At 43.7% G+C, this 22,794-nt stretch carries 19 protein-coding genes and 2 pseudogenes; 15 read left to right on the top strand and 6 right to left on the bottom strand.

Annotation, left to right across the window (positions count from 1 at the left end; translation table 11 throughout):
* Positions 1 to 409: 409 nt before the first annotated feature.
* From V7L31_RS24095 to V7L31_RS24085, 3 genes are all read left to right on the top strand, one after another.
* Entirely contained in the window at positions 410 to 655 is a 246-nt protein-coding gene (locus V7L31_RS24095) for a helix-turn-helix domain-containing protein (RefSeq protein ID WP_334698597.1), read from the top strand.
* A 222-nt stretch (positions 656 to 877) separates the two neighbouring features.
* Positions 878 to 1,489, top strand: coding sequence for a hypothetical protein (locus V7L31_RS24090; RefSeq protein ID WP_334698596.1), 612 nt, complete (start codon positions 878 to 880; stop codon positions 1,487 to 1,489).
* Positions 1,490 to 1,548: 59 nt separating this feature from the next.
* Complete coding sequence (locus V7L31_RS24085) at positions 1,549 to 1,971, top strand: hypothetical protein (protein WP_334698595.1); 423 nt, start codon at positions 1,549 to 1,551, stop codon at positions 1,969 to 1,971.
* 59 nt (positions 1,972 to 2,030) lie between these two features.
* Here the strand turns inward: V7L31_RS24085 and V7L31_RS24080 are convergent, their stop codons facing one another.
* Positions 2,031 to 2,270 carry a hypothetical protein gene (locus V7L31_RS24080; RefSeq protein WP_334698594.1) on the bottom strand — a complete coding sequence of 80 codons (240 nt, stop codon included), beginning with the start codon at positions 2,268 to 2,270 and terminating at the stop codon, positions 2,031 to 2,033.
* An 82-nt stretch (positions 2,271 to 2,352) separates the two neighbouring features.
* Between V7L31_RS24080 and V7L31_RS24075 the strand changes: the two genes are divergently transcribed.
* The 3 genes from V7L31_RS24075 (at position 2,353) to V7L31_RS24065 (ending at position 13,455) form a co-directional block, all read left to right on the top strand.
* Positions 2,353 to 12,090: a tape measure protein gene (locus V7L31_RS24075; protein ID WP_334698593.1), complete on the top strand. Its 9,738-nt coding sequence runs from the start codon at positions 2,353 to 2,355 to the stop codon at positions 12,088 to 12,090.
* A gap of 359 nt (positions 12,091 to 12,449) precedes the next feature.
* Positions 12,450 to 13,073 (top strand): hypothetical protein, encoded by a 624-nt coding sequence (locus tag V7L31_RS24070; RefSeq protein WP_334698592.1) that lies wholly within the window; start codon positions 12,450 to 12,452, stop codon positions 13,071 to 13,073.
* Positions 13,060 to 13,455 (top strand): type II toxin-antitoxin system death-on-curing family toxin, encoded by a 396-nt coding sequence (locus tag V7L31_RS24065; RefSeq protein WP_334698591.1) that lies wholly within the window; start codon positions 13,060 to 13,062, stop codon positions 13,453 to 13,455. Before V7L31_RS24070 ends, V7L31_RS24065 begins: the two co-directional genes overlap by 14 nt.
* Positions 13,456 to 13,700: 245 nt before the next feature.
* Here the strand turns inward: V7L31_RS24065 and V7L31_RS32710 are convergent.
* Positions 13,701 to 14,000 (bottom strand): annotated as a pseudogene (locus tag V7L31_RS32710) (pentapeptide repeat-containing protein); the annotation flags it as partial.
* On the opposite strand from V7L31_RS32710, the gene V7L31_RS32705 reads away from it, so the two are divergent.
* Positions 13,885 to 14,127, top strand: a complete 243-nt coding sequence (locus tag V7L31_RS32705; protein WP_442944486.1) for a hypothetical protein — start codon at positions 13,885 to 13,887, stop codon at positions 14,125 to 14,127. The pseudogene V7L31_RS32710 and the gene V7L31_RS32705 sit on opposite strands and share 116 nt — an antisense overlap.
* On the opposite strand, the pseudogene V7L31_RS24060 reads toward V7L31_RS32705, so the two are convergent.
* Positions 14,085 to 15,455, bottom strand: a pseudogene (locus tag V7L31_RS24060) (pentapeptide repeat-containing protein); the annotation flags it as partial. The gene V7L31_RS32705 and the pseudogene V7L31_RS24060 sit on opposite strands and share 43 nt — an antisense overlap.
* 263 nt (positions 15,456 to 15,718) lie before the next feature.
* On the opposite strand from V7L31_RS24060, the gene V7L31_RS24055 reads away from it, so the two are divergent.
* Positions 15,719 to 15,982 (top strand): TRADD-N-associated membrane domain-containing protein, encoded by a 264-nt coding sequence (locus V7L31_RS24055; RefSeq protein ID WP_334698589.1) that lies wholly within the window; start codon positions 15,719 to 15,721, stop codon positions 15,980 to 15,982.
* A gap of 184 nt (positions 15,983 to 16,166) precedes the next feature.
* On the opposite strand, the gene V7L31_RS24050 is transcribed toward V7L31_RS24055, so the two are convergent.
* The 3 genes from V7L31_RS24050 to V7L31_RS24040 form a co-directional block, all read right to left on the bottom strand.
* Positions 16,167 to 17,141 (bottom strand): hypothetical protein, encoded by a 975-nt coding sequence (locus tag V7L31_RS24050; RefSeq protein WP_334698588.1) that lies wholly within the window; start codon positions 17,139 to 17,141, stop codon positions 16,167 to 16,169.
* 306 nt (positions 17,142 to 17,447) lie between these two features.
* The gene (c2c8, locus tag V7L31_RS24045; RefSeq protein ID WP_334698587.1) at positions 17,448 to 19,121 is read right to left on the bottom strand and encodes a type V CRISPR-associated protein C2c8; all 1,674 of its coding nucleotides are present in this window, start codon (positions 19,119 to 19,121) and stop codon (positions 17,448 to 17,450) included.
* Between the two features lie 42 nt (positions 19,122 to 19,163).
* Positions 19,164 to 19,376, bottom strand: coding sequence for a helix-turn-helix domain-containing protein (locus V7L31_RS24040; protein ID WP_334698586.1), 213 nt, complete (start codon positions 19,374 to 19,376; stop codon positions 19,164 to 19,166).
* A gap of 169 nt (positions 19,377 to 19,545) precedes the next feature.
* Between V7L31_RS24040 and V7L31_RS24035 the strand changes: the two genes are divergently transcribed.
* The 7 genes from V7L31_RS24035 to V7L31_RS24005 all read left to right on the top strand — a co-directional run bounded on the left by V7L31_RS24035 (position 19,546) and on the right by V7L31_RS24005 (position 22,661).
* Positions 19,546 to 19,854, top strand: coding sequence for a hypothetical protein (locus V7L31_RS24035; protein ID WP_334698585.1), 309 nt, complete (start codon positions 19,546 to 19,548; stop codon positions 19,852 to 19,854).
* Between the two features lie 73 nt (positions 19,855 to 19,927).
* Positions 19,928 to 20,782: a KilA-N domain-containing protein gene (locus V7L31_RS24030; protein WP_334698584.1), complete on the top strand. Its 855-nt coding sequence runs from the start codon at positions 19,928 to 19,930 to the stop codon at positions 20,780 to 20,782.
* 27 nt (positions 20,783 to 20,809) lie between these two features.
* A complete protein-coding gene (locus V7L31_RS24025; protein WP_334698583.1) occupies positions 20,810 to 21,055 on the top strand; it encodes a hypothetical protein in 246 nt (81 codons plus the stop codon).
* Positions 21,056 to 21,199: 144 nt separating this feature from the next.
* Positions 21,200 to 21,448 (top strand): hypothetical protein, encoded by a 249-nt coding sequence (locus V7L31_RS24020; protein ID WP_334698582.1) that lies wholly within the window; start codon positions 21,200 to 21,202, stop codon positions 21,446 to 21,448.
* Positions 21,435 to 21,722 carry a hypothetical protein gene (locus V7L31_RS24015; protein WP_334698581.1) on the top strand — a complete coding sequence of 96 codons (288 nt, stop codon included), beginning with the start codon at positions 21,435 to 21,437 and terminating at the stop codon, positions 21,720 to 21,722. Before V7L31_RS24020 ends, V7L31_RS24015 begins: the two co-directional genes overlap by 14 nt.
* Positions 21,715 to 22,329 (top strand): HNH endonuclease, encoded by a 615-nt coding sequence (locus tag V7L31_RS24010; protein WP_334698580.1) that lies wholly within the window; start codon positions 21,715 to 21,717, stop codon positions 22,327 to 22,329. Before V7L31_RS24015 ends, V7L31_RS24010 begins: the two co-directional genes overlap by 8 nt.
* On the top strand, positions 22,326 to 22,661 hold the full coding sequence (locus V7L31_RS24005; protein ID WP_334698579.1) for a hypothetical protein: 336 nt from the start codon (positions 22,326 to 22,328) through the stop codon (positions 22,659 to 22,661). The genes V7L31_RS24010 and V7L31_RS24005 overlap by 4 nt, the downstream gene beginning before the upstream one ends.
* Positions 22,662 to 22,794 lie beyond the last annotated feature (133 nt).

The following is a 22,794-nucleotide window of genomic DNA, read 5'->3' as shown; positions in this document are numbered from 1 at the left end:
GCAAAAATAAATAAATAGCGAATATTAGATTAAATTCATGAGACGGCGATGCAAGAGGAGTAATCGAGATGACAGTATTTGGCGATTAAGATATGGAAATCAAGCAAAGTACAAAGAGATGTGCCAGTCAGCGCATAGAAAAACTCATAATCTCTGCTGCGTTTGCCTAACCAGAAAAAGCACCCAAATTCATCATGCTTGCTACGGTAATGACATTGCTGGAAAATCCATCTTCCCTGTGTGCCAACATTGTCATTATTACGTCTGCCACCATAAAGCCAACTGGATCAGATGCTCTAAAAATCCGGTATGGGAGAACAAAAACACAGAAGAGTTTATTCAAATACTGCGATCGGGGCACGAGTCGCTCGTTAATGAGACAGCCCCCATTTTTGAGTCAAAAAAGAAAATGAAAATTTACCTTCAAAGCATTCAGACTGCTTTTGAAGTTTACCTTCAAAGCCTTGAGATTAGCTCGATTCGACTCAAAGCAGCAATTACATTAAAAGAAGCGGCAATGATTTCTAATTTGTCTACTGGGTTCCTCAGCGAACATTTAAAATCTGGGGAGTTGCAAGGGCAAAAAATAGGTAAAGGCTGGAAAATTCGCCCATCTGATTTAGAAACATTTATAGATGCGCTTTTCAACCCATGATTGACACTTAACTCTTGCGCTATTAGCATAAAGAGCGAGCGCAATTAATATTTGAAATTTAAATTACCTTGTCTTTTGGAATAGGTACGGGTGTTCATGGACACCCGTTTTTTGTAAGATTTTATGATTAATCTTTGCGTCTCCTCGTAAGGTGGCTTGCTGCCACCTTTTTATTGGCAATCGGGAACTCAGTTTACTGACAACTGATAACTGATAACTGATATGTTAAAACTCCCCTTTAAGACTTCCCCCCAAGAATTTGAAAAAGCTACCGTCGGTAACGCCGAAATTGGTGAATTGGAATTGCCAAAGTATGGTGATATTAGTCCTAATGAGCGCCTATTTATCAAAGCAGCTAACTTAACAGATATTCGCATTGCTGCCGTGAAATTAGCGAAAGATATCGCTGTTAAATCAGGCAATAAAGTAATTGATATTTACAATGCTCTAACTCAAGGCGATAGCGAGTCACTGGCAGAGTATTTAGAAGAGTTTGTGACCTTCCAAGATTTGCTAGAGGAAAACTCTTCCGCCCGTAACTTAGTACTGGCTACTGCCGTAATTCAACGATTAGTGCCTGATTGGAAGCTTGAGAACACTGGCGATCCAAATCAAATTCATCCGCAATTACTGAATTTGGTAATCGAATTCGCTAAAAATGAGGAAGCCGGCTGGCCCACAGAGGCAGCTTCAATCGCCGAAGAAGATTTGGGAAACTCGACACCGACTCAAGAGATCCCGACTGGACAGAAATCTACTGGCGATGCCGAAGATACTGGCCGCAAGAAGAAAGATTCAGCGAAACAAGATTTGGCAACCAGCCAACCTGGGTAATTTTACAAGCGCTGCACTATGGCGCGAAACTGCACCGTGAGGAGTTACACCTTGCTGAATTGGGTATAGCCACCCTCACATCGTGCTTTGTAAATAGCAACCGCGATCCGAAGTCGGAAGCCGCAAAACCTTCTGACTTTTTCTACTTCACTCCTGCTGAGGATGAGGGAGAAAGGATTTCCAGCGTTGCTGCTAATGCCTTCTTTGCATTGGCTGATGCGGGATTGTTGCCTGGATGGTGTGTGGCGATCGCACCTGTGGACAAACTCGCCAAATCCCGCAATAGCGATCCTTGCACGCCCCTTGTGTGGATTGGTGAAGGGTTGGTACTATTACAGCCAATTGTTGATGATGGCTTGGTACGGTTCCCTCTAGGGTTTGTTGATGGTGTGAGTGGGGCGATCGCTACAAATGGCGGCGTTGTGAAGGTTCCAGTATTGGGTGAAGCGTGGGTGCTGGATGGGGAGTTTGCGCTTACCTGATTCGGCAGACAGTGCTTGCCGAATTTAACCTCATGAAAAGTTTTTCACGAGCGTGATAATCAGCTTGTTTTTGTGTAACAGCAAACGATTAAAACTCTGTCACCTGTTAGGTCTTTCACTAATATTCTTGCTGACAGAACGTATTCAAAATCAAGCATTGCTTTAGCGGCTGCATTTGCTTCATTCAAGTCGTTATATTCTGAGTTGTCACTTGTGTGTTGCCAACCTAAATTAGAATTCAAATCGCCCACAGCTTGGCAATATATCTCTAGGCAATAAGTTGTTGCTGGTTCTTTCATTGGTTGCTCGAAGCGTTTACTTGTTGAGAGTGATCGTCTAAGTATAAGGGAACCCATTGTTTGATGTAATGCGATCGCAATCATGGGTACTCTTGGTTCCGCTTCAATTAAATTAAACCTGGATCGTTCCCAATTTGACAGCGACTTGAAGAAGTTGCAATCGACTGATGCAGGTCAAATTGTATATCGCATCAAGCTGGACACCAAAGACTTTGAGCGACAAATCAAGGGATTGCGAATTCAGCAACCTATCCTCATTCCCCTTGAAATAGACACAAAAACTTTTGATCAGCAGATTAAGAAGCTGTCAACTAGTATTGACCCCATCAAAATTGACCTAGCACCCAACGTCAAAGATTTCCAAGAAAAGCTGCGACGGTTGTCAAATATTTCGCCCATCACAATTGACATTAAAGTTGACGAAGCCAAGGTAAAACAGCAGTTTGAGCAAGTTGGTAAGTATGCTGCTGAGGGTTTTGCTCAGGGGTTCTCAGGTGTTGAGGGTGCGGGTAAGTCGGCTATTGATTCGATGGTGCGATCAGTCAATAGGCAATTGGGAATTCAGTCGCCGTCGAAGGTTTTCAAAGAGATTGGTAAGTATGCTGCTGCGGGATTAATGCAGGGTTTAGATGCCATCAACCCAAGCCAAATCCAAGGAAAGATTGATGGGGTTGTCAGTCAATTTGACCGCATCAAAAACTACGATTTTGGTAGTGGAAATATTAGCGATCGCATCGCCAAACCATTTAAAAGCATTGAATCAATCATCCTCGCACCTTTCAAGGGTATTGAGTCAGTCATTCTCGCACCTTTCAAGGGTATTGAGTCGGTAATCCTTGCGCCTTTTAAAGGTATTAGGTCAGCTATCCTTGCTCCTTTTGATGGTGTTAAATCCATAATTAATTCTGTTTTCTCTGGATTGCAAAATCTTTCCGTCAGCGTCAATTCAGCACAAGTTAACGAGCAATTTAGGGGAATTGGGAAAAGTGCGGCTCAGGGCTTTGCCCAAGGGTTTGCAGAAGCCGAAAGTTCAGGAGAATCGGTAATCAATTCTCTTGTATCGGCAGTCAGGAGACAGCTAGGAATTCAGTCGCCGTCAAAAGTATTTCGAGAGATTGGTAAGTATGCGATCGCGGGATTGATGCAGGGATTGGATTCAGTTGATACTCGTGCGATCGTCAATAAAATTACTTCAGAGTTTAGAGCGATCAATCTCAGCGCCGAAGTTAGATTAGTGGCTGATACCAAGGGCTTGCAACGACAGATAACGGGTGGGCTTGTTGCAACTGTAAGCGTTGAGGTTAGTGGTAATTCCACAAGCAAGTTGAGTGATTCTATTGCTGATGCCGTTGCTCATGCCGTCAAAAAAACTTCATCCAAGGGGTTATTTGGCGGCATTTTAGATATGGTGGCAGCGCCTTTCAAGCTTGCTAGCGGAGCAATGCTTTCGGTCGTAACCCTGCCGTTCAAGGCGCTGGGTGCTGGCTTAGGTCATACTTTTGAAGGCTTGTTTTTAGGCGCTGGATTACCGCTAGGAGAGAGCTTAGGCGCGGGTATTGCCAAAGGAGTTAACAAGGCTTTAAAAGGTAAATTTAACGCTAATCTGAGCCAAATTGGCATAAACTTGACTGATTTATCTAAGGCGGATTGGAATCTAGCTAAAGCTATTGATGCCTTATTTATCGAAGGCAATCCCATAGGAAAAGCTAGAAACGCTGTCAAAGAACTTCGAGATGTATTTGCAGATTTAAAAACACTTGTAGCGCCAGGGACGATAGAGAAAGTTGTAGAGTTTGGAAAACTTAGCTCCGCAGGGCCTAGAGAATTTAAAAAGCAGTACGTAGCGGCAGCAAAGAAAGCCAAAGAACAGGGTAGAGAGCTAACTCCAGAACAATTCACTGAAGAACTTAAGCCAAAAGCTGAATTTAAAGCAGTGGGGACAGCAATCAAGCTAGCTGCAATTCCCCTTGGTTTCAAAAACAAGGTAATGAGTTTTGAAGCCCAACGTCAGATTGAAACCAGATCGCAGAAGATAAAAGTTCCTGAAATCTCAGAGCCAACTGTAACGCTAGTCACTGGCGGATTTCAGAAGCAAAGAGGTAGAGGTGCGTATGAAATTGCTGAACTAGCAAAGAATGTTTTACCTAATTCCCGTGTCATCGCAATTCCCAATACTTACACAGACAGGAAAGCGACTGACACGCATAGCGAATTACTGAATTTTATTAAATCTTTAGGGGGCGATGTGCCGCCGGGATTGCTTGATACTATTCAGAATACCGAAAAACTTGTGGGGACGGCGGCTCATGGCTACAATCCAGATGCGATTAGAATAGCAGCTTACGCACGAGCCGTTCAGCGCAAATATCCCGATAAGCCTGTCAACGCTGTTACCTTTTCAGGTGGGACTTACCCGCTAGAGCAAGCTATTCAGTTTGATACCGATGCTGGGGGAAAAGCAAAAGGCATAGGATTAGGGGCTGGGCTTTATGGGCTGACAGGAAGGCACAACCCCAACTACAGAGCAATGATTGGGGAGCAAGATCCATTAGGCTTTCCCTTTCAATTACTGAAGCCCACAAAAAATACAACCATCATTCCTAACTTTGCCGATGTCCAGTCAATGGATGTGCATAATCCCAAAAGATATTTTGCCAATCCATCTGTTCAAGGTGCAATGTCCGAAATGTTTACAGGGTTTGTGGCACCACAAGGAACGGTAAAGGCTCAGGAGGATATATTCTCTTTAACTAATCGGAAAGTAGCTGCAAACAAGCATACAGCTAGGCTGAATAGATTTATTGCCGATCCGACTTCAGTGCCATCTAATAAGGTTGATGAATCATTTGGCGAATTAGCTGATTTTTTAACTAAAAATAAATCTTCTTTCGGAAATGCGCCAAACAGTTCAATACCAGTAGAGAAAGATCCGCATCTAAGGACAATACCTCAATTGATGGCATCAGGAGATAATCTAGCTCTTGATGCTCAACAGTTTTACGATCAAGCTAAAAAGGTATTATCAAAAGCAGCTGCTATTCTTGCAAAACCTCTGGGTATAAGCGAGACGCAGCTAAATAGTTACGAACCAGAACAGCAACTTAAAGTTGTTAGAGCTATTTCTAAAGTAAAATCAGAAGCGCCTGGATTGGATAGAACCGTTGCTAGGCTCCAAGGCGCTCCAGATGATTCGGACTATTCTTTTTACACAAGAGATTCAACAGTTGCCACCAAGCGGACAGAGGATTTTAAGGGATTGATCAATTATCTACGATCCCAAGTACTTACCGACTTGCCAGCAGATATTGATGAACTTGCCAAAGAATATCTAAAGTATCTTGAAGAACTTCAGGGAGCAATAGTCAAGCTCGTTACAAATGGTGAGGCGATCGCACCTGAAATACTTGCTCAAAAAGATAAATTAAATCTGCTATCTTTTGATCCAATCAAAACAAGCGCATCAGATCAGCCATCAACGACCGATCAAAAAACCTCAAGTCCCCTTCTTGTTAGCAAGGATTTACAAGGATTACCAATAGCCAGAGATTTAAAGCTACCCGCTACAGGCATCGATTTAGCCCCAAAACCTCAGCCTTTAATAGGGTCAAGCCCAATCTCTACGTTGCAGCCAGAAGGCAAGGCGAAGATTATCGAAGAGGGATTCAAAAAATATTCTGAAACTTTTAAAAATCAAGTACAAGCTTCTCAAGAAATCGGCGATTTCACTGAAGTCAATAAACAAATTCAGGATTTTATAAAATACGCAGCGAGAGCGAAAAAAGAGTTAGAGGAAATTCGCCAATTACTAATCAGCAATGGAGAAATAGAAAAATCTGATAGTCATAATTCTGCTTCTAGAGCAAAAAAAACTATCACGAATCAAACCAAAAAAATACAACAAGAGCTTGGTAAGTCGGGTAATTCAGTTGATTTGGTGAGTGGTGTAGACAGAGAGTTGGCGCTACTCGAAAAAGAAGGAATGTCGATTGGGACAAACCTATCTAAAGGCATAGCTTTGGGTGTTCAGCAATCTGCCCCTCTTGCGATTGAGTCAGCAGAGCGGATGGCTCTTAATATCATAGAAACGACTAAAGAAACCTTTGGCATTCATTCTCCATCAAAAGAATTTGAGCAGATTGGAGAACATATTGGAGAAGGCTTCGAGATTGGTATCAAAAGCTCGATGCAAGAAGCAAATGAAGAATTGCTGAGACTCGTTAACTCCTCAGTAGACGAAGCCAAGAAATTGTCGCTTCCAATTCCACCGCCTCCACCAGGGTTTAACTTACCAATTGGCACTAAGTCAGCGCTGCCAACTCCACCGCCTCCACCAGGGTTTAGTTTACCAATTAGCACTAAGTCAGCGCTGCCAACTCCACCGCCACCGCCTAATTTCTATCAACTTCTTAAGTATGCAAATTCTAAAATACCATTTACTCAAATACCTCTTCCAGCAGTAGGTTTTACGACAAATCAACCCATTGGTAAATCGTCAGCGCTACCAATTCCACCGCCTCCACCAGGGTTTAACTTACCAATCGGTAAGCCTTCAGCGCTGCCAACTCCACCGCCTCCACCAGGGTTTAACTTACCAATCAGTAAATCGTCAGCGCTACCAACTCCACCGCCTCCACCAGGGTTTAACCAACCCATTGGTAAGCCTTCAGCGCTGCCAATTCCACCGCCACAACCAGGGTTTAACCAACCCATTGGTAAGCCTTCAGCACTGCCAATTCCACCGCCACAACCAGGGTTTAACCAACCCATTGGTAAGCCTTCAGCACTACCAACTCCACCGCCTCCACCAGGGTTTAACAGACCCATTGGTAAGCCTTCAGCGCTGCCAACTCCACCGCCACAACCAAAGTCTACTTCGCCTACCAGCCCATCAGTACCGTCACCACTGACTAGTCAAAAATCTAACTCGGCAGATCCAAATCGAGGCATAGGTGCGTTCTTTTCTGGGCTGAAGATAGGAAAAGATGGTAGAGATACTGGCGCCGTAGCTTTCGCTAATATCTTCAAGAATATTAAAAATCAAGCTGAAGAATCTTTCCCAATACTTAAAAACTTCAGTGGGCTTTTGTCTTCACTTTTCAAAGGGTTTTTGGCTTTCCAGGGTGGGATAATCCTGCAAAGTATTTTAAGTAAGTTATCAGCAGATGCGTTCAAAGCATTCGTTGAACTTGACAGGTTAAAGACTGCGCTCAACTTTGCATCGGGGGGCAGTGCGGGAGGCGCTCAAAATCTGGCATTTGTGAGGAAGACGGTTGATGATTTAAGAGTCCCCCTCAAAGCCTCAGCCGAAGGCTTCACGCAGTTAGCAGCAGCCTCAAGAAATTCGGCATTGGAAGGGAAAGGGACTCGTGAGTTGTTCTTGGGAATCTCGCAAGCTAGTACGGTACTCAGCTTGTCAGCAGAAGACACCCAAGGGTCAATCTTGGCTTTGAGCCAGATGATCTCAAAGGGCAAGGTCAGTGCAGAGGAGCTTAGATGTTACGATTCTAACACCGAAGTACTGACACTTAGAGGATGGGTTCATTGGGATGAAGTAAGCGATCGCGATTTGTTTGCTTCTCAAAATCTGGAGACTGGAGAAATTGAATTTCAATTGCCAATTCGGACAGTAAGGTATCGATACACTGGCTTAATGCTTCGTGTGAATTCAAAAGAAATCGATTTACTGGTGACTCCCGATCACCGAATGGTTGTAAGAGCAGTCAATGATACTGAGTTCAAGATAGTCAAAGCCAAAGATTTAGGAAATCAACCATATTTTTATTTAACTGACTTCGACAGTGATGCAGAAGTGCTGGTAAATCCGTCAAGTCTAGAATGGGTTGAATTTGACGATGAGGTATTTTGTGTAGAAGTTCCGTTTACTACACTTTACGTCCGCAGATCGGGTAAAACCTGCTGGTCTGGTAACAGCCAGCTAGGTGAGCGATTGCCCGGTGCAATGGGTATTGCAGCGCGGGCAATGGGTGTTACAGAGGCAGAGTTTACCCGCCTCTTGGACACCGGCAGCATTTTATCTCAGGATTTCTTGCCGCGTTTTGCACGTCAGTTGCAGTCCGAATTTGGCGATGCTGCCAAGGATGCCTCTGGTAATGCCCAAAGTGCCATATTTGGGGTACAAAACGCTTTTTTAAGCTTACAACAGGGCATTGGTGAGGGCGTTGCACCAGCTGCAATCACAGGCTTGAATGCTTTGTCTGCTGTTCTTGAGGGAGTAGCTAAAGTTGGGAAAGAAATAGCGATAATAATTGCTGCTGTTTCTACGGCTTTGCTTGTTAATTTGGGTAAAGCCTTATGGACAATAATTGGAGAGTTGGTTCTTACCAAAGTCGCTGGAGTATCTTTAGGAAGTACTTTTTCTCAACTAGCTAGTACTATCAATAATTCATTCTCAGTCAAACTGACATCTGGTATCTTTGCAGTCTTGGAAGTAGTTAATCTCCTGAATGATGCCGTCAATACTGACCTAGTAAAATCATTTAACGAGGCAGCTAAGGCAGCTAAGGAAACAGCAGAAGAAGCCGCAAACGCATACAAAAAAACTAGCAAGCCAGAATCCTCAAATGGTTTTGGTAAATTGGCAGACGATTTTTTAATTAGCCCCATCAGAAATAATGCACAGAAATTACAAAGCAATCCTGTAACCTCAGCTTTGTCTGCCGTGGCTGCTAGTTATGTACCAGGAGGAGCCATAGCGCTTAAGGGAGCAAGTAAACTCCAGACTTTTGGAGAGCTAGAGCGCGATACAACAATTAAAGATATTAACGATCTCTCAGATGAAACTAAGAATTTTTTGGCTGCGGCTGGTGTGCGATTGCAGTCTGTAAAAAACCGTACTGGTAAAACAGGACAATTACCAAAAGTTGATGCAGAGCTTTTAAATGCCGAACAGCAACGCCAAATTACTCAAGCTCAAATCAAACGGGATTTTACGGATAAGGGTTTAGCTATACCTGCCGAATTCAGACTAAAACGAGAAGCTCAAGATGAGCAAATCAAAAAGCTTAATGACAAGCGTACAGAAATCGCCAAGCCTGTGATGCTGGATTCAACGAAAACAGACCAGTATGTTAACAGCATTAAATCACTACTAGAGGCTCTTGACGATCCCAAATTCACTAAAACGCTGGGAGGGGTAGAGGCAGTAGAAAAACTCAAAACCAAGCTGAAAGAAGCAGCAGTTCCACTCAAAGAATTTAAAGCTCAACAAGATGAAACTCTAGCCTCATTCCGAGTTGACCCAATCAGGGCATTTACTCAAGCACTGCGAGGGTTGAACTTGGCACTGGCTGAGGGTCAAGAGAGGAACGAGCAAAAGCTTGCAGACCGGAAACTTACAAATACAAAAGTTGCGATCGCTGGATTCAGTACTAACAAACTCGCAGCCAGACAACTCGCTTTGTCAAATGCCGATGATGAAAGAAAAATTGCTGCGGATAATGCTGTTAGTCAACAATCTACCGTTACAGCACTTGAAACTGAAGTTAACAAACCAGAACTGCAACCTACTCTACAAAGATTGGGAGTAGCACCAAATTCGTCAGCTGCCAAAATTGATGATGTACTGAAGAATACCTCAGATGATGCTGACAAAGGGATACTAGAAAAACTTAAAACTTTCGCAGAATCAAAGCTCAAGTTGTCTCAAACAAAACAGGCTGCTGATGATGCCCAACAACGCCTCAGTCAACAGGTTCAAGATAATTCCCTCTTCAGCATTGATGATAGTGCAGCCAATTCTCGCGCTGCCACTCAAAAAGCAGAAAACCAGAAGATTACTGGCATTAAGCGATCGCTCGAAGCTAAAGTTTTAGTCGAAGAAGTCGCCAACGAGAAAATCGCTAGAATTCAGCTTGCTAGTACGCAAAGTCAACAGAAAAGTCTTAATCAGCAGTTACAAGCACTTCATATTTATCACGATCAAGGTGCAATCAGCGCTGAGAAATTCGCAGAAAAAGAGCGTGAACTCACCACCGAGCAAACTAACTTAGAAAAGCAAGAGTCCGAAAACAGGCTGGCTGTGCAATCGGCAGTGTTGGCGCGTCGGCTCAAAGAAATTGAGTTTTTCAATAAAAAAGCTGAGACGTTGACGGCTACAAAGCAGGCAGACAGCACTCGTACTGCCAAGGAAAAATTACTCTCAAGCGGTTTGACCCCACAGGCTCAAGACCGATTCTCACTCGACCAAACCAAAATTGATGCTACTGCTGCAAGCGATCGCGTCAAGTCAATCCAAGTCCGTATCGCCCAAAATAAACAGCTGTATAAGGAAGGGTCTAAGGATGCACGCGAATTCATGTTGGAGCAATACGCTCTAAATCAAGAATTAGCACAAGCTAACTTGGCAGTAGTTGATCAGAAAATTACGGCTGAGGAGAAATACCGCGAAGCGGTCGAACACGCCATTGGGCGCATTATGCAAGCTGAGGAAAATCGCTTTAAATCCCTCACTTCACAGCTAGATTTTCAAAAAGCTTCTCTTGATTTATACAACCAAAGCCTAGAACGTACTGGCAAGCTTGAAGAGAGTCGATATAACTTAGCTAAAGCCTTGACTGACGCGGGTGTTGCCCCACTGGAGACGAAACGCGATAACGCTAACCGTGCCCTAGACCTCAGTCGCAAACTCAAAGATGACAACCTTGACCCTGGCGTGAGAAGCGTTGTTAGTTCTCAGCTTTCACAGATGGGTTTTGGTACAAATGAACTGGCTATTTTAGCCCAGCGCAATCGAATTGAAGATGAAATTGCAGCCAAGAAACTTGAGAGCCTAAAGTTAGAGCAAGAGTATCAAAGGAAGGCTTTAGCGCTTGATTTGCAACGTCAACGGATCGCGGCTGAAACTGCTGTTTATGATGCTGAATCAGCAAAATTAACTGCTGCTAAATCCAAATTGGATGCAGAAGGGGCGATGCGAATTGCCCAAATAAAGAAAGATCCACAAGCTATAGAGTCGGCAAAAGTGGGATTGGAGATAGCGAACCGTGAAATCTCCCTTAGTGATAAGCGACTTGATAATGCTCAAAAAAATCTTGGCATTCAGGATGAATTAGCCAGGAACGCGACAATGGCGCAAAAGACAACCCAGCAGACCGCCATCGACCAACAGCTAGCAGCAGATAAAACGAGAAAGCAAGGCGAGGGTATAGAGAAGGCGGAGGCTGCTGCTCCCAAGGATGCAGGGGGCAAGGGGACTGAGGACAAGGGTAAAGGTTCTCGTCGTCGGGGAGGCAGAATTGGTGAAACTTTTGTCCAAAATGGACGAACGATTCAAGACGGAGTTGATATAACCAACCACCAAGAGACTTTTTCAGATAAAACTATAGTCAAAAACGGGCGGACAATTAAGAACGGTGTTGATATAACCGACCACCAAGAAGATGTAGCTCCCCAAGGGACATCCAATGGTAGCTTTGAATTACCACAAAGGATCGAAGTCAACCAGTTACCTGAACTAAATCGTAAGCCGGGAGAGGATTTATTTGGGGCTTACGGGCGGTATAACGACAGCCTAAAACTCAAAGGTAAATCAGTCGATATGCCACCTACTGATATGGTTACAGGTGTTCTCAACAAAGCAGGCATCCAGAACGTGAGTGATTCTGGTTACTCAAGAATAGCTGAATCTCTGAAAATGGCAAATCAGGGGATTGAGCAAAGGTTAGATGCTCTCAACAGTGCGATTATGACGTTGGCTAATACGCCGCGAAGTCTTACTGTGCAAACTCCAAATCCTGTTGATGACGCGGCGAAATTGATGAGCGACATGTCACGAGGTCAGGTAATGGCGGCGGGAGTGTGAAAAATTTTTCAGAACCGAAGCTGGAAAAGTCACTCTTTAAAGACTGTATCGCCTGTATTGCTTGGATCTTTGGTGGCTACAAGCAAGCGGATACGCCATTATGATGCCATTACAGTGGACTTATAACGTCATTATGATGGCACTGCAATAGACTTATAACGGCAATAGAGTGGTACTACGGTAGGCATATACAAGTACTATAGTGACACTACAGTAGAGATATATAAGTACTATAGATATAGTGGATATATCCCAGAAATACAACAATCCTGCATCCCTAGTATTTCTAGTAAGGTCAAAGGACTTTTCTGGGCAGTAGAAGTTAATAAGCTAATTCTGGCTGTAGGGGCCGTAAGGCAATGACACAAAGCTTCATGCTCACACAAAAAACAATCTCAACACTTCAAGCACAAGTAGAGCTGTTTGAGCAATGCTTGCATTTTCCTAATGCACAACATGAAGTTAATGCCCAACTAGCTGAAATGGCTAACACTAAAGGTATCTCGCAGGACGAACTTAGGCAAGAGATAACTCAATTTAAACAAAAACTTGAGAGACTGGCCAAAGCGTTTAACCAAATTAGCGAAAAACCCGAAGAAGAGCTAATAGTACTATACTTTGTTAAATTCGTTTTCCTTTTAAACGAGCTTTTAGAGACATATTGGGATTTCTTTTTAAGAAAAGACGCAAGAGAAGCAATCAAACAGGTGATATTAAAGTTGGTTGCTCTATACAAGGAAGCCAAAAATGCAGTTAGTCCTATAACTCCCAAAAAAGATGCCGACTATGTTGTCATAGAAACCCTAAAACATAGTCTAAACTCACTGATTAAAGTAGGGTTACAAGTCAGCGCGTTCTCCCCAGAGGAGATTAACGCATTCGATCTAGGAGACATAACTCCTCAAGAATCGGAAACTATGTTAATCTTCCTATCAACAATGAAAAAATGGGAACCGGTTTACAAGAGACTTGCAGCATCCTAAATTTCTTGAGAAAGAAGACGTAATTCGTATACATGATGAACTCGTCAGTGAAACTGGCGAGTCATTAACCATATTAAATGAAGGTTCATTGGAATCCGCTCTTTACCAACCAAAAGCAGGTTTTGGCGAAGAATATTTCCATCCCACAATTTATGAACAGGCATCTGCATACCTATTTCACATAGCTTGCAATCACGCTTTTGAGCAAGGCAACAAACGCACTGCTTTTGCTGCTATGGTGACTTTTTTAAATGTGAATGATTACGATATTGAGATAACAGAAGAAGAAGCTGAGAAATTAACGGTACAGGTAGTTACGCATGAAATCAGCAAGGAAGAACTGCCTGCTATATTGAAAAATTACATAACAACCCTTATTTAACGTCCTTGCGATTATCTGCTTTTCTTCAATCATCCAAGAGCGATGGAATAGCGGCGGTAAACTACGCCCTCACCAAATTGTTACCTCTGTTATGTGGATAACTTGTGGATAATTTCAGTTTCTTGCTTGCGATCGCCCTTACCCAAATCGCTTTTTGACTAACTTCTTCCTTATTGAAAGCGTTAGCGCAGCCAGCCTTTGGCATCGCCCTCTCTGGGATTATGAAAAATTTTTCAGGATGTTTCTTATTTTGGATTGAGAACTGGGGGGCGATCGCCAAAAATTGCCCCTCGTCGCTCTAGGTCACGTTTTATATCCTCTGTAAGTCCTATGTTGCCTCCAAATGAGGCATTTGCAACATTAGCGTCAGTCAGGTCGGCATCTCTGAGGTCGGCATCTCTGAGGTCGGCATCTCTGAGGTCGGCATCTCTGAGGTCGGCATCTCTGAGGTCGGCATCTCTGAGGTCGGCATCACTCAGGTTGGCATCACTCAGGTTGGCACTACGGAAGTCGGTGCGCTTGAGGTCGGCACTGCTGAGGTCGACATTACTGAGGTTTTGTCCACTAGCTCCTTCAGTAACAATTTTTATGACTCTAGACCATTTAGGACTGATTATTGTTGTGTTATCGAATATTGTTTTCCTAAAATCAACACCATTGAGAATGGCATAACTGAGGTCAGCACCATTGAGAATGGCATAACTGAGGTCAGCACCATTGAGAATGGCATAACTGAGGTCGGCACTGGTGAGGTTAGCACCATTGAGAATGGCATTTCTCAAGTCGGTACTGGTGAGGTTAACACCATTGAGAATGGCATTTCTCAAGTCGGTACCACTCAGTTTGGCATTTCTCAAGTCGGCACCACTCAGTTTGGCATTTCTCAAGTCGGCATTTCTCAAGTCGGCACCACTCAGTTTGGCATTTCTCAAGTCGGCATTTCTCAAGTCGGCATTTCTCAGATTACGATTTCTCAAGTCGGCATTTCTCAGGTCGGCATAGACCAGATCGTGGTTATTATAGAGTCTAAACCTATTGTAGTGACGGATGGCAAATATACAGAAAATAATCAATATTGTGAGAAGAGTAATGATGATCTTCCGGCGACGAATTAGCGAACTATATGCGACTTGCTTAACCGAACTATATGCGACTTGCTTAACATTATTAATAATTGCGTTCCTCAGGTCAGCATCGCTTAGGTCAGCACCAATCAAGTTGGCATAACTCAGGTCAGCATCGCTTAGGTCAGCACCAATCAAGTTGGCATAACTCAGATTGGCATACCTCAAGTCGACATTTCTCAAGTCAGCACCACTTAGGTCAGCACCAATCAAGTTGGCACCGCTCAGGTCGGCACCGCTCAGGTCGGCATCGCTTAGATCAACACCATTCAACTGTCGCATCTTAACCGGTTGACTAACAATTTCCTGCACTAAACGCCATTTTTCATCAGACTCGCTACTTTCGTCATCATCTGAACTTTCGCTCAAAATTTGAACATCTTCAACAGGAAAACCTGCTACTGTTTTTAGTTCTCCTGATTTAATGCGAGATACAAGCCGCTCAATATCCTCTGGAGAACCTTCGACAAATAATCTGATGCTGCCTTCTTTGATATCAGTAATTTCTATAGTGTCACCTGAATATTCCTGCAAAATCAACTCAAGAAACTTTAAATTATCAACTGAATTTATATGACCTGTTAATCTGATTTCGATTTTGACTGTTTTAGTTTGTTTATCAATTACAGTCAATTGAGTGTAATATCTTCGCGCCGACTCTACCACTATGCTGACGAAAGAGCCACTGCGATCGCTTGTGCTTAGTTCCTCTAGTTCTTCTGGTATTAGTACAACTTCTTTCCAATTCAATTCCAGCGCTTCACATATCCTTTTAAAAGAATCAAGCTGGATTGGGTCACGCCGGAAAAATTTTGTCACTGTGCTACGAGCCAACAGTTGGGACTTTGCAAAGTTGCTTTTTGACTCAAACCCCATCCTGATCAAGGCTTTTTCAGCCATCTCAACACCTTTTAGAGATGCCGCGATAGTTATTTTCTTCCTTTTTCTATCAAGGCTTGGGTCTGTCATGTTCTAACCAAGGTATTTAAAAAGCGATCACTTAGGCAATCAAAACTAAAGCATCAGACAATCATAGAGAAATCACAAGTGATTTACAACACAATCTTTGTGTGGTCAATGTTATAGGTTTTTGGCTCGACATTAGAAGTGTGAACTTAAACACACAAACAACAAAATCCATGAGCCACAAGCCAGTCGAATTTTACATTGCCCAAGAGCGCCTACGCCAAGCACGCTACAGCTTTAATCTTGCCCTGACTGCCACTGCTTTATCTGCTTGCATCAGTCTTATTGGAGCCGGATTACTGTTGTCAGGCAAAGTTCCAGAAGGAACATTTACTGCCGTTGGGGGAATGGCAACGAGCGTGCGATGCATCCAGTTTGCGAAGGAAGCCAACGATAGACTTGATAAAACTTTAGTTGAGATGAAAGACGGAGATTAACAAGGACTGCTCAGGTTGAGCGATCGCTCTGCTTGAATGAAACACCCAATACCCTCGGATGGTTTTTGGGTAGCGATCGCTCTGAAGGGATTATGAAAAATTTTTCAGGAGGTTAAGTTATGGGAGTGGGATGTGAAATATTTGTCTTGGGTTCGGAATGCGGACAGTTTTTATCTTGATTTATTTACTCCTCCGCCAAAAGCTGTACGCACCAGCCACCGTATTTAGATTTGGAGTATTTGTACCCTTCTTTTGAGCCATTGTTCAACATTTGCTTCTCAACATAGGTGTCACCTTTTGCAAGAGTGAACTTCCAGTTTTTTCTAATCGGATTTCCGAAGTTAGTGCTAGACTCAATCCTGGCTGTAACCCAAGCCATGCTTCCATCTGGAGCTACCATTGTCTCTAAAATTTTTGCACTTTCGGGTGAGTAGAGAGAAGACGAAAGCTCGAATGTTTCCGCACACGAATAAATGTCACCTCTCATCCCCTTGTTTATAGCCTGATTAAAATAGTCGTTCATAAAGGCAATAGCCGATGCCTGAAGCGCTTGCTCTTTGTCTTCAATAGTTGATTGCTTGGGCTGGGGATGGACAGGCGATAAAATGGCTGATGGACGAGATTTTGCAGCAATAGTGGGTGTTGACAGGCTGGAAAAAGATGCTTGCTGAATTACTGGTTCAGTAGTTGCAACAACTGGAGCTACTGGCTTAATAACCTGTTTGTTTGCATAGGCTAAATTTCGCTGATACTCTTCTGCCTTCTTTCGAGAAACTGCATAATTTGAGCTTGTGTTTGGTACAGATTTCATCAAGGCGATCGCTTCTTGCCACATCTGAGCGACTAATTTCCAATCATCCGATGAATGAGCAGACTGGCTAATAGTTGCCGCACCAATCGCTTTGCTGGTTGCATCTGGGTAAGGATCTGCTTGCGGAGGGGCTTGAGGAGTTGCTTGCTCTGGAACGGGTTTAGGATTATTTGTCGCTGCATATTGTGCCGATGGTGACAATGCTGCCTGACTCCCCCCTGTAGAACATCCTGTAACCAACGGAGAAAGTACTGTTAACAATACAGCAGTTGTATAAAACCTTTTTGCAGTGCAGTTAAAAATCTTGGGGTTAGAAGCAGTACTGATAAAACTTGCGAGACGGTGCATACTGAGAACTGAGAATAAAACAACACCTCCTAAATTACTGTATTTCTGAAAAATACTCCTCCAGTACAGCTACCGAAAAACTTTGAATATTTAGCTATCACACTCATCCTGCATCCCCAACTTCATCGCCTTAATCCCAAAGCCAAAGCGTAAGCTGTTGCTTGCGATCGCCCCCTAACCCCCGATATCTATTTCTACCTGGGGTCGATCAGAATCTGGCATTTGTTCGCAACTTGCGATCGCTCCTACCCCAATATCCATTTCCGCTTCTCCTCAGCTTGCATGATGCGCTGCTTACGATCGTCCCTACCCTCCAGTATCCGTTTCCGCTACAAAATCCCACAAGGTAAGCTGAATAAAGCTTTCATCTATAGTTTGCGCGGGTTTTCGTTTTTTCTGGTTCTTGCCCTTGGAGGGATTCAGAAAATCCCTTGAAAGGCTTTCGCTAGAAGGTGCGCGGGTGGGTGTAGGGAGTTCATCAAGTGGAAGTGTTGCGGTTAATGGTTTTGAGGGTGTTTGAGGTGCGGGTGGGGAAAATACATCCCCCATTCCGCGCGATCGATCGCCATATTCAGGCGATGGTGCTACTTGCGTAGCTTCCTGCTGACCCTCTGTTTCGGAGGCAGAGGCAGGCTTAGGACTTGCGTCTCGTTTCCACTCCCAAGAGCGGTACGTCTGCTTAAAAAGTTCACACCCTTTAAGCAAAATATTTTGTGCGGCATTCTCGTCCCGTCCGGCTACATAGCCGCAAGTACAACGGTGAGTGCGAACGCTCAACGATTTTTTAATTTTTTCACCACATTTAGAGCAATTGATTGTGGTGTAATGGGCTGGCACTTTGACAAATTCTCTACCGCCAGCTTTTGATTTACTCTCAATTTTACTAATCAAGTCTCCTAGTGCAGAGTCAGCAAAGCTTTTGTTTAACCCTGCTTTACGCTTTGCACCATTTTGCTCATACCCTAAGCCATTTTCGCGTTGCTTGGCTTTAGGTTTTCTCGTAAGATTTTTAATTTGCAAATCTTCCATTGCAACTGCACCATATTCACGCACAATTTTAGTGCTGAGTTTATGGTTAAATGCGTTGCGAGAACGACGGATTTTCTCATGAAGACGAGCAATTGAATGCTTGGTTTTCTTGCTGTTACTGCTGTCTTTTTGCTGACGCGCTAGCTTACGTTGCAATCGCCGTAACTTGGCTTGTTGATTCCGGTATAGCTTCGGTGGTGCAACCTCTCGTCCTGCATCTGTGGTGATAACAGATTTTAAACCGGGGTCAATTCCCACAGCCTTATCATTGGCTGGCAATTCCACCTCTGGAATATCCACACATACCTGAAGATAATACCCAGAAGGCTCTTTAAGTATTCTGGCACTACCGTATTCATCACTCAGGAACCGCTTGAACAGTCCTTTAACGTAAAGCTTGCCCAACTTAGGAAAGCGAACATAACCGTTGTCGCTATCGGGGATTCTTTCAGGCTTCAGTTCTTTGCATTTGCCCCCAGCATTGCGGTTAAGAAGTGATTTGAGTTTGTCAAATTTACCTTTAAATCTTGGTCGTCTGCCAGGGTGTTTGGGGTCGCTGTAGGCTTTCCACGCTTTATCTAGTGCATCATTTACCCCAGATTTAAATTTAGTGGGTACGCCTTGCAGCCATTCGGGGATATTGTCGCTCCTGAAGAATTCGCATTGGGCAAACTTCTTAGGATTTTCAATATTTCGGCAGGTACGAACCTCACAATATTTGTATCCTGCCTTGGTTTTGCGTACTCCGCAGCCTACCAATTTACTGTTCTTCCATTTGAGTTTTAGGCTGTCGGGGAGAGGGCGATTTGCTTTCTCCCTCCAGCGTCGCTGCTGTGCTTCTAATCGAATTTCAAGTCCCCGATTCCAAACCCATTTCAACTGCTCTAACCACAAATCTATTGTTTGTGTTTGAACAAGTGTAGGATAAATTTTGAATTCGAGGGTTTTCATAAAGAAAGGCAGAGGGCAGAGGGCAGAAGGCAGGAGGTAGAGTTAATCATCGTTTTCAAACTCGTAAATAATCCAATCTCCAGGCTGAATTCGCAGTCCTTGGCAAATATCGCCAATAGTCTTCAAAGTAGGATTTGATTTTCCATTTTCAATTTTAGAAAGATATTGCGGGCTTAATCCTGTCAGCCGAGAGAGGTCATTTAAGGACACATCTCTTGTCTCTCTTATTTCTTTAAGCAGAATCTTCACAGGCATAATTTCAATTCATAAGCAACATCCTAGTTTACTATCCCCTAGCTGTCAACCATTAGATGTCAGTTGACAGATGTCAACCAATGGATGATAATTTAGACATAGAGAAAGCGCCCCAGTCTGGACAACTTCAAGCGCTTCTCTATCCACATAATTCATGGAGATTTCCATCATGCCACAAGTACTTGCAGACACTCAAGCGATTCCTTCGGAAAGCTTCGCTAACGCACAGTCTCAATCAAATCTTCACGTCGATCTAGCCCCAAATTACGAAATCGACAGCGTAGAAGATGAGGATTTTGGCACTTTATACAGGCTGTGGAAAAGCTATCACTTCCTCGGCTCTTTCTACCAGAAGCTAGATGGTAAGTGGATTGCACAGCCAGCTAATAGTGATTGCCGTTCAGAGTGCGATACCGAATATCAGGCACAATTAGTCATTCTGGCGATTCAAGGTTTAGTCGTCCCGTCTGCGGCATAAAACGAAACTCCCATCGCTAGAGGCGCAATAACAGCGCCTCTTTCCTGCTTTGTTTTGACAGGAGACTAAAACTATGAATTTGGTAACACACGATTGGAATGGAAGCGCGATCGCACAGTTGAGCGAAGTAACCAGGATTGCAAAACATGATGTACCTGCTGGCTATGTCAACGCCACTCAAATGTGCAAGGCGTGTAACAAGCAATTCAATGACTATGCTCGTCTTGAATCTACAAAAGAATACTGGGAAGGACTTTCAAGGTTCACGGGAATTCCCGTAGACCTTTTAGTAATGACGAATTTAAAAGGTAGAAATGACCAAAGAGGCACTTGGGCGCACCCTGAAATCGCCATAGACCTAGCTAAGTGGGTAAGCGTCGAGTTTCGCATTTGGGCCAACCAAACACTTAGACAAGTGATGACCGGACACTTGTCAGTGACAGAAGCGTTCGCCCCTGCTCCTCCTGCCTCCTGCCTTCTGCCTTCCCCTACCCCAACCGCTCAAGAAATCTCAGAATTATTTGACCTAACCTTGGGTGGTGCGGGACTAGATCCAAAGCTGATAGCGGGGGTGAAGTTAAATGCGATCGCCTCTTACAACCCGGCCCTATTAGAAGCAGCAGAGATAGCAAAGTCAGCCTTATCAATTCCAATCGAGCAAGGATTGGTCAGACCAACACAGTTAGGTGAAAAACTCGAAGCCAAAACTGGCGAAAAGTGGAGCGCTATCAAAGTTAACAAGCTACTGACGGATCTTGGTTTTCAAATCCCTAACCCAGATGGTAAAAACCCTGCCTACCTTCCGACCGAAAAAGGCAAAGACTACAGCCAGCTAGTACTTGACACTGCCAAAGGGCGAGATAAAACTGTTCAGTCTTTGCAATGGCATTTGTCTGTCTTGGAAGCATTGGAGGCGAATGATCACTGACTGGATGAGGTGTTGCCAAGAGAGTTTATGCCTACCTGGATTATGGATGGCATCAATCCCAAGGACATCAAAATTCTGCTAAGAGTTGACCGCCAAGAGGCTTTGTACAGATTCCTCCGTGATTTTTTCATACCTTTGCTTGACGATCGCGGTTACTCATTCGCTGATTTATTGCAAGCGGCAGCAAGCTGGGCGTTTGAGAAAGAGTTCAAGGCAGCGTCTCATCATATCTGGGATGCGGCGGACAAGTTTTATTCCATCACTGAAATTTAGAAAGATGATCCTGAAAAGTTTTTCAGCAGCTTTAGCTTTGTGTGCTGTCTCTATTTTTGTGCATTCTTTTACCCCTCCCGGACTTGCTACCAGCAACGAATGCACACAAGAACACCCTTGCAAAGGTTTTGACAGGAGAGAAGGATGAGCAAGGATTCAGTATCAATTGAAATCGCGCTCAAAGAACAGAGACATGATTTTGTGTGCAACAGCCTAGCGCAAGTCATGACTTTCCTTGAAGGACAAGGTTTCACATTCGATGAAGTGCTAGACGGCTTGGTTAATTACGCCTGGATGAAGACTGATTCAATAGATGCGGTTTGTTTTCTTATGCAAGCTTCATTGTCAGTCGCAAAAGCTCACAAGTTGGAGGAAAAAGATGTTACCTCGTAACTTAAAGCAGCCAACTGTGGAACTAGAGGAGTTTTTGAACTGCTGGAAAGTAAACCACGCGGAACTCGCCCAAATTTGTGAGTGCAATATTTCAACCGTCGAGCAATGGTTTTTGTCACCAGACAATGCCGACTATTGCCCACCTACTGAACTCCATTTGCAACTGCTAGCCCAAGCACATTACTTGTGGCGCACAGAGGCCAGAAAAGAGCGTAAAAGTCGCCTCAGACAAATGTATTGGGAGAAGCATTACAGAGGTGATTTGGATGGATAAGAGCATCAGGGAGCGCCGATACAAACGCTTATACAGAAAGGCAAGACGCGATAAACTTCCACGCCTAATTGACAAGTACGGAGATAGGTGTTTCTGGTGTGGATGCGATTTAACACCAGAAGTGATGACCGTTGACCATTACATTCCCTTATCTCGTGGTGGGAGCAACAAAACCGATAATTTACGCCTAGCCTGTTACGGCTGCAATCAAAAACGAGGTAACGCCATGCCAGAAGATACACCAGAAATCATTGCTGAAAAATCATGCATTCGCTTTCCAAGCCATTGGACACAGCCCAAATATCAATTGGGGCAGTTAGTTAAACAAGGTCGAATTATTGGGATTGAATACCAATCACCAGGGACAAGAAGGGCTTACGACTTAGGCAAGGGATGGATTTACGCTGTGCTTATTGATGACCAAGGTTATGACACTTTGCAGTTAAAAGATTCAGAGATTGAGCCACCGCCATTATCTGTCTTGCAAGCCGAAATCAACTACGAAAAGTCACTTGTTGAGATTCATCAAAAAAATTTAGTTGTCCTTGATGAGCAATTGAGTGAAGTAGTTCAACTTTCTAATGTCGGTGAGGCCCAGCAATCATGACTCTTTCTCCTCAACAATTCTCAATCTGTATTCCCAGTGATTGGACACAGCCCTTATATCATTTTGGGCAATGGGTTAAAGAGGGTTTAATCGTTGGCTGTACCTATTATCCTTCTGGTAGCAAAGCAGCCTATCAGTACAAACAAATTTGGCGCTATGACGTACTTTGTGATGTTCAAGCTGATGCCGAGGACATGAAGTGCTTGCTTGAATCTGAGATTACGCCACTAACTACAGTTGAACTCACGAACATAATCCAGGATGAGATTAACTTTCATAACAGAAGGATAGGGGCTTTAAGCAAACAACTTAACGAGGTACAGCAATCATGATTGACTCCGAGCAACAGTTACACATCCGCACTGCTTTGCGAGATTCCAGAAGAGAAGGACTGATTAATTTTGTGGAAGATTTGATTGGGCTGTTGGATCAAGAGGGCTACTCATTCCAAGACCTGTTAGAAGC

This window comes from Nostoc sp. (assembly GCF_036916655.1).
Lineage (GTDB): Bacteria > Cyanobacteriota > Cyanobacteriia > Cyanobacteriales > Nostocaceae > Nostoc.
This window is presented reverse-complemented; position numbering and strand designations above follow the sequence as displayed.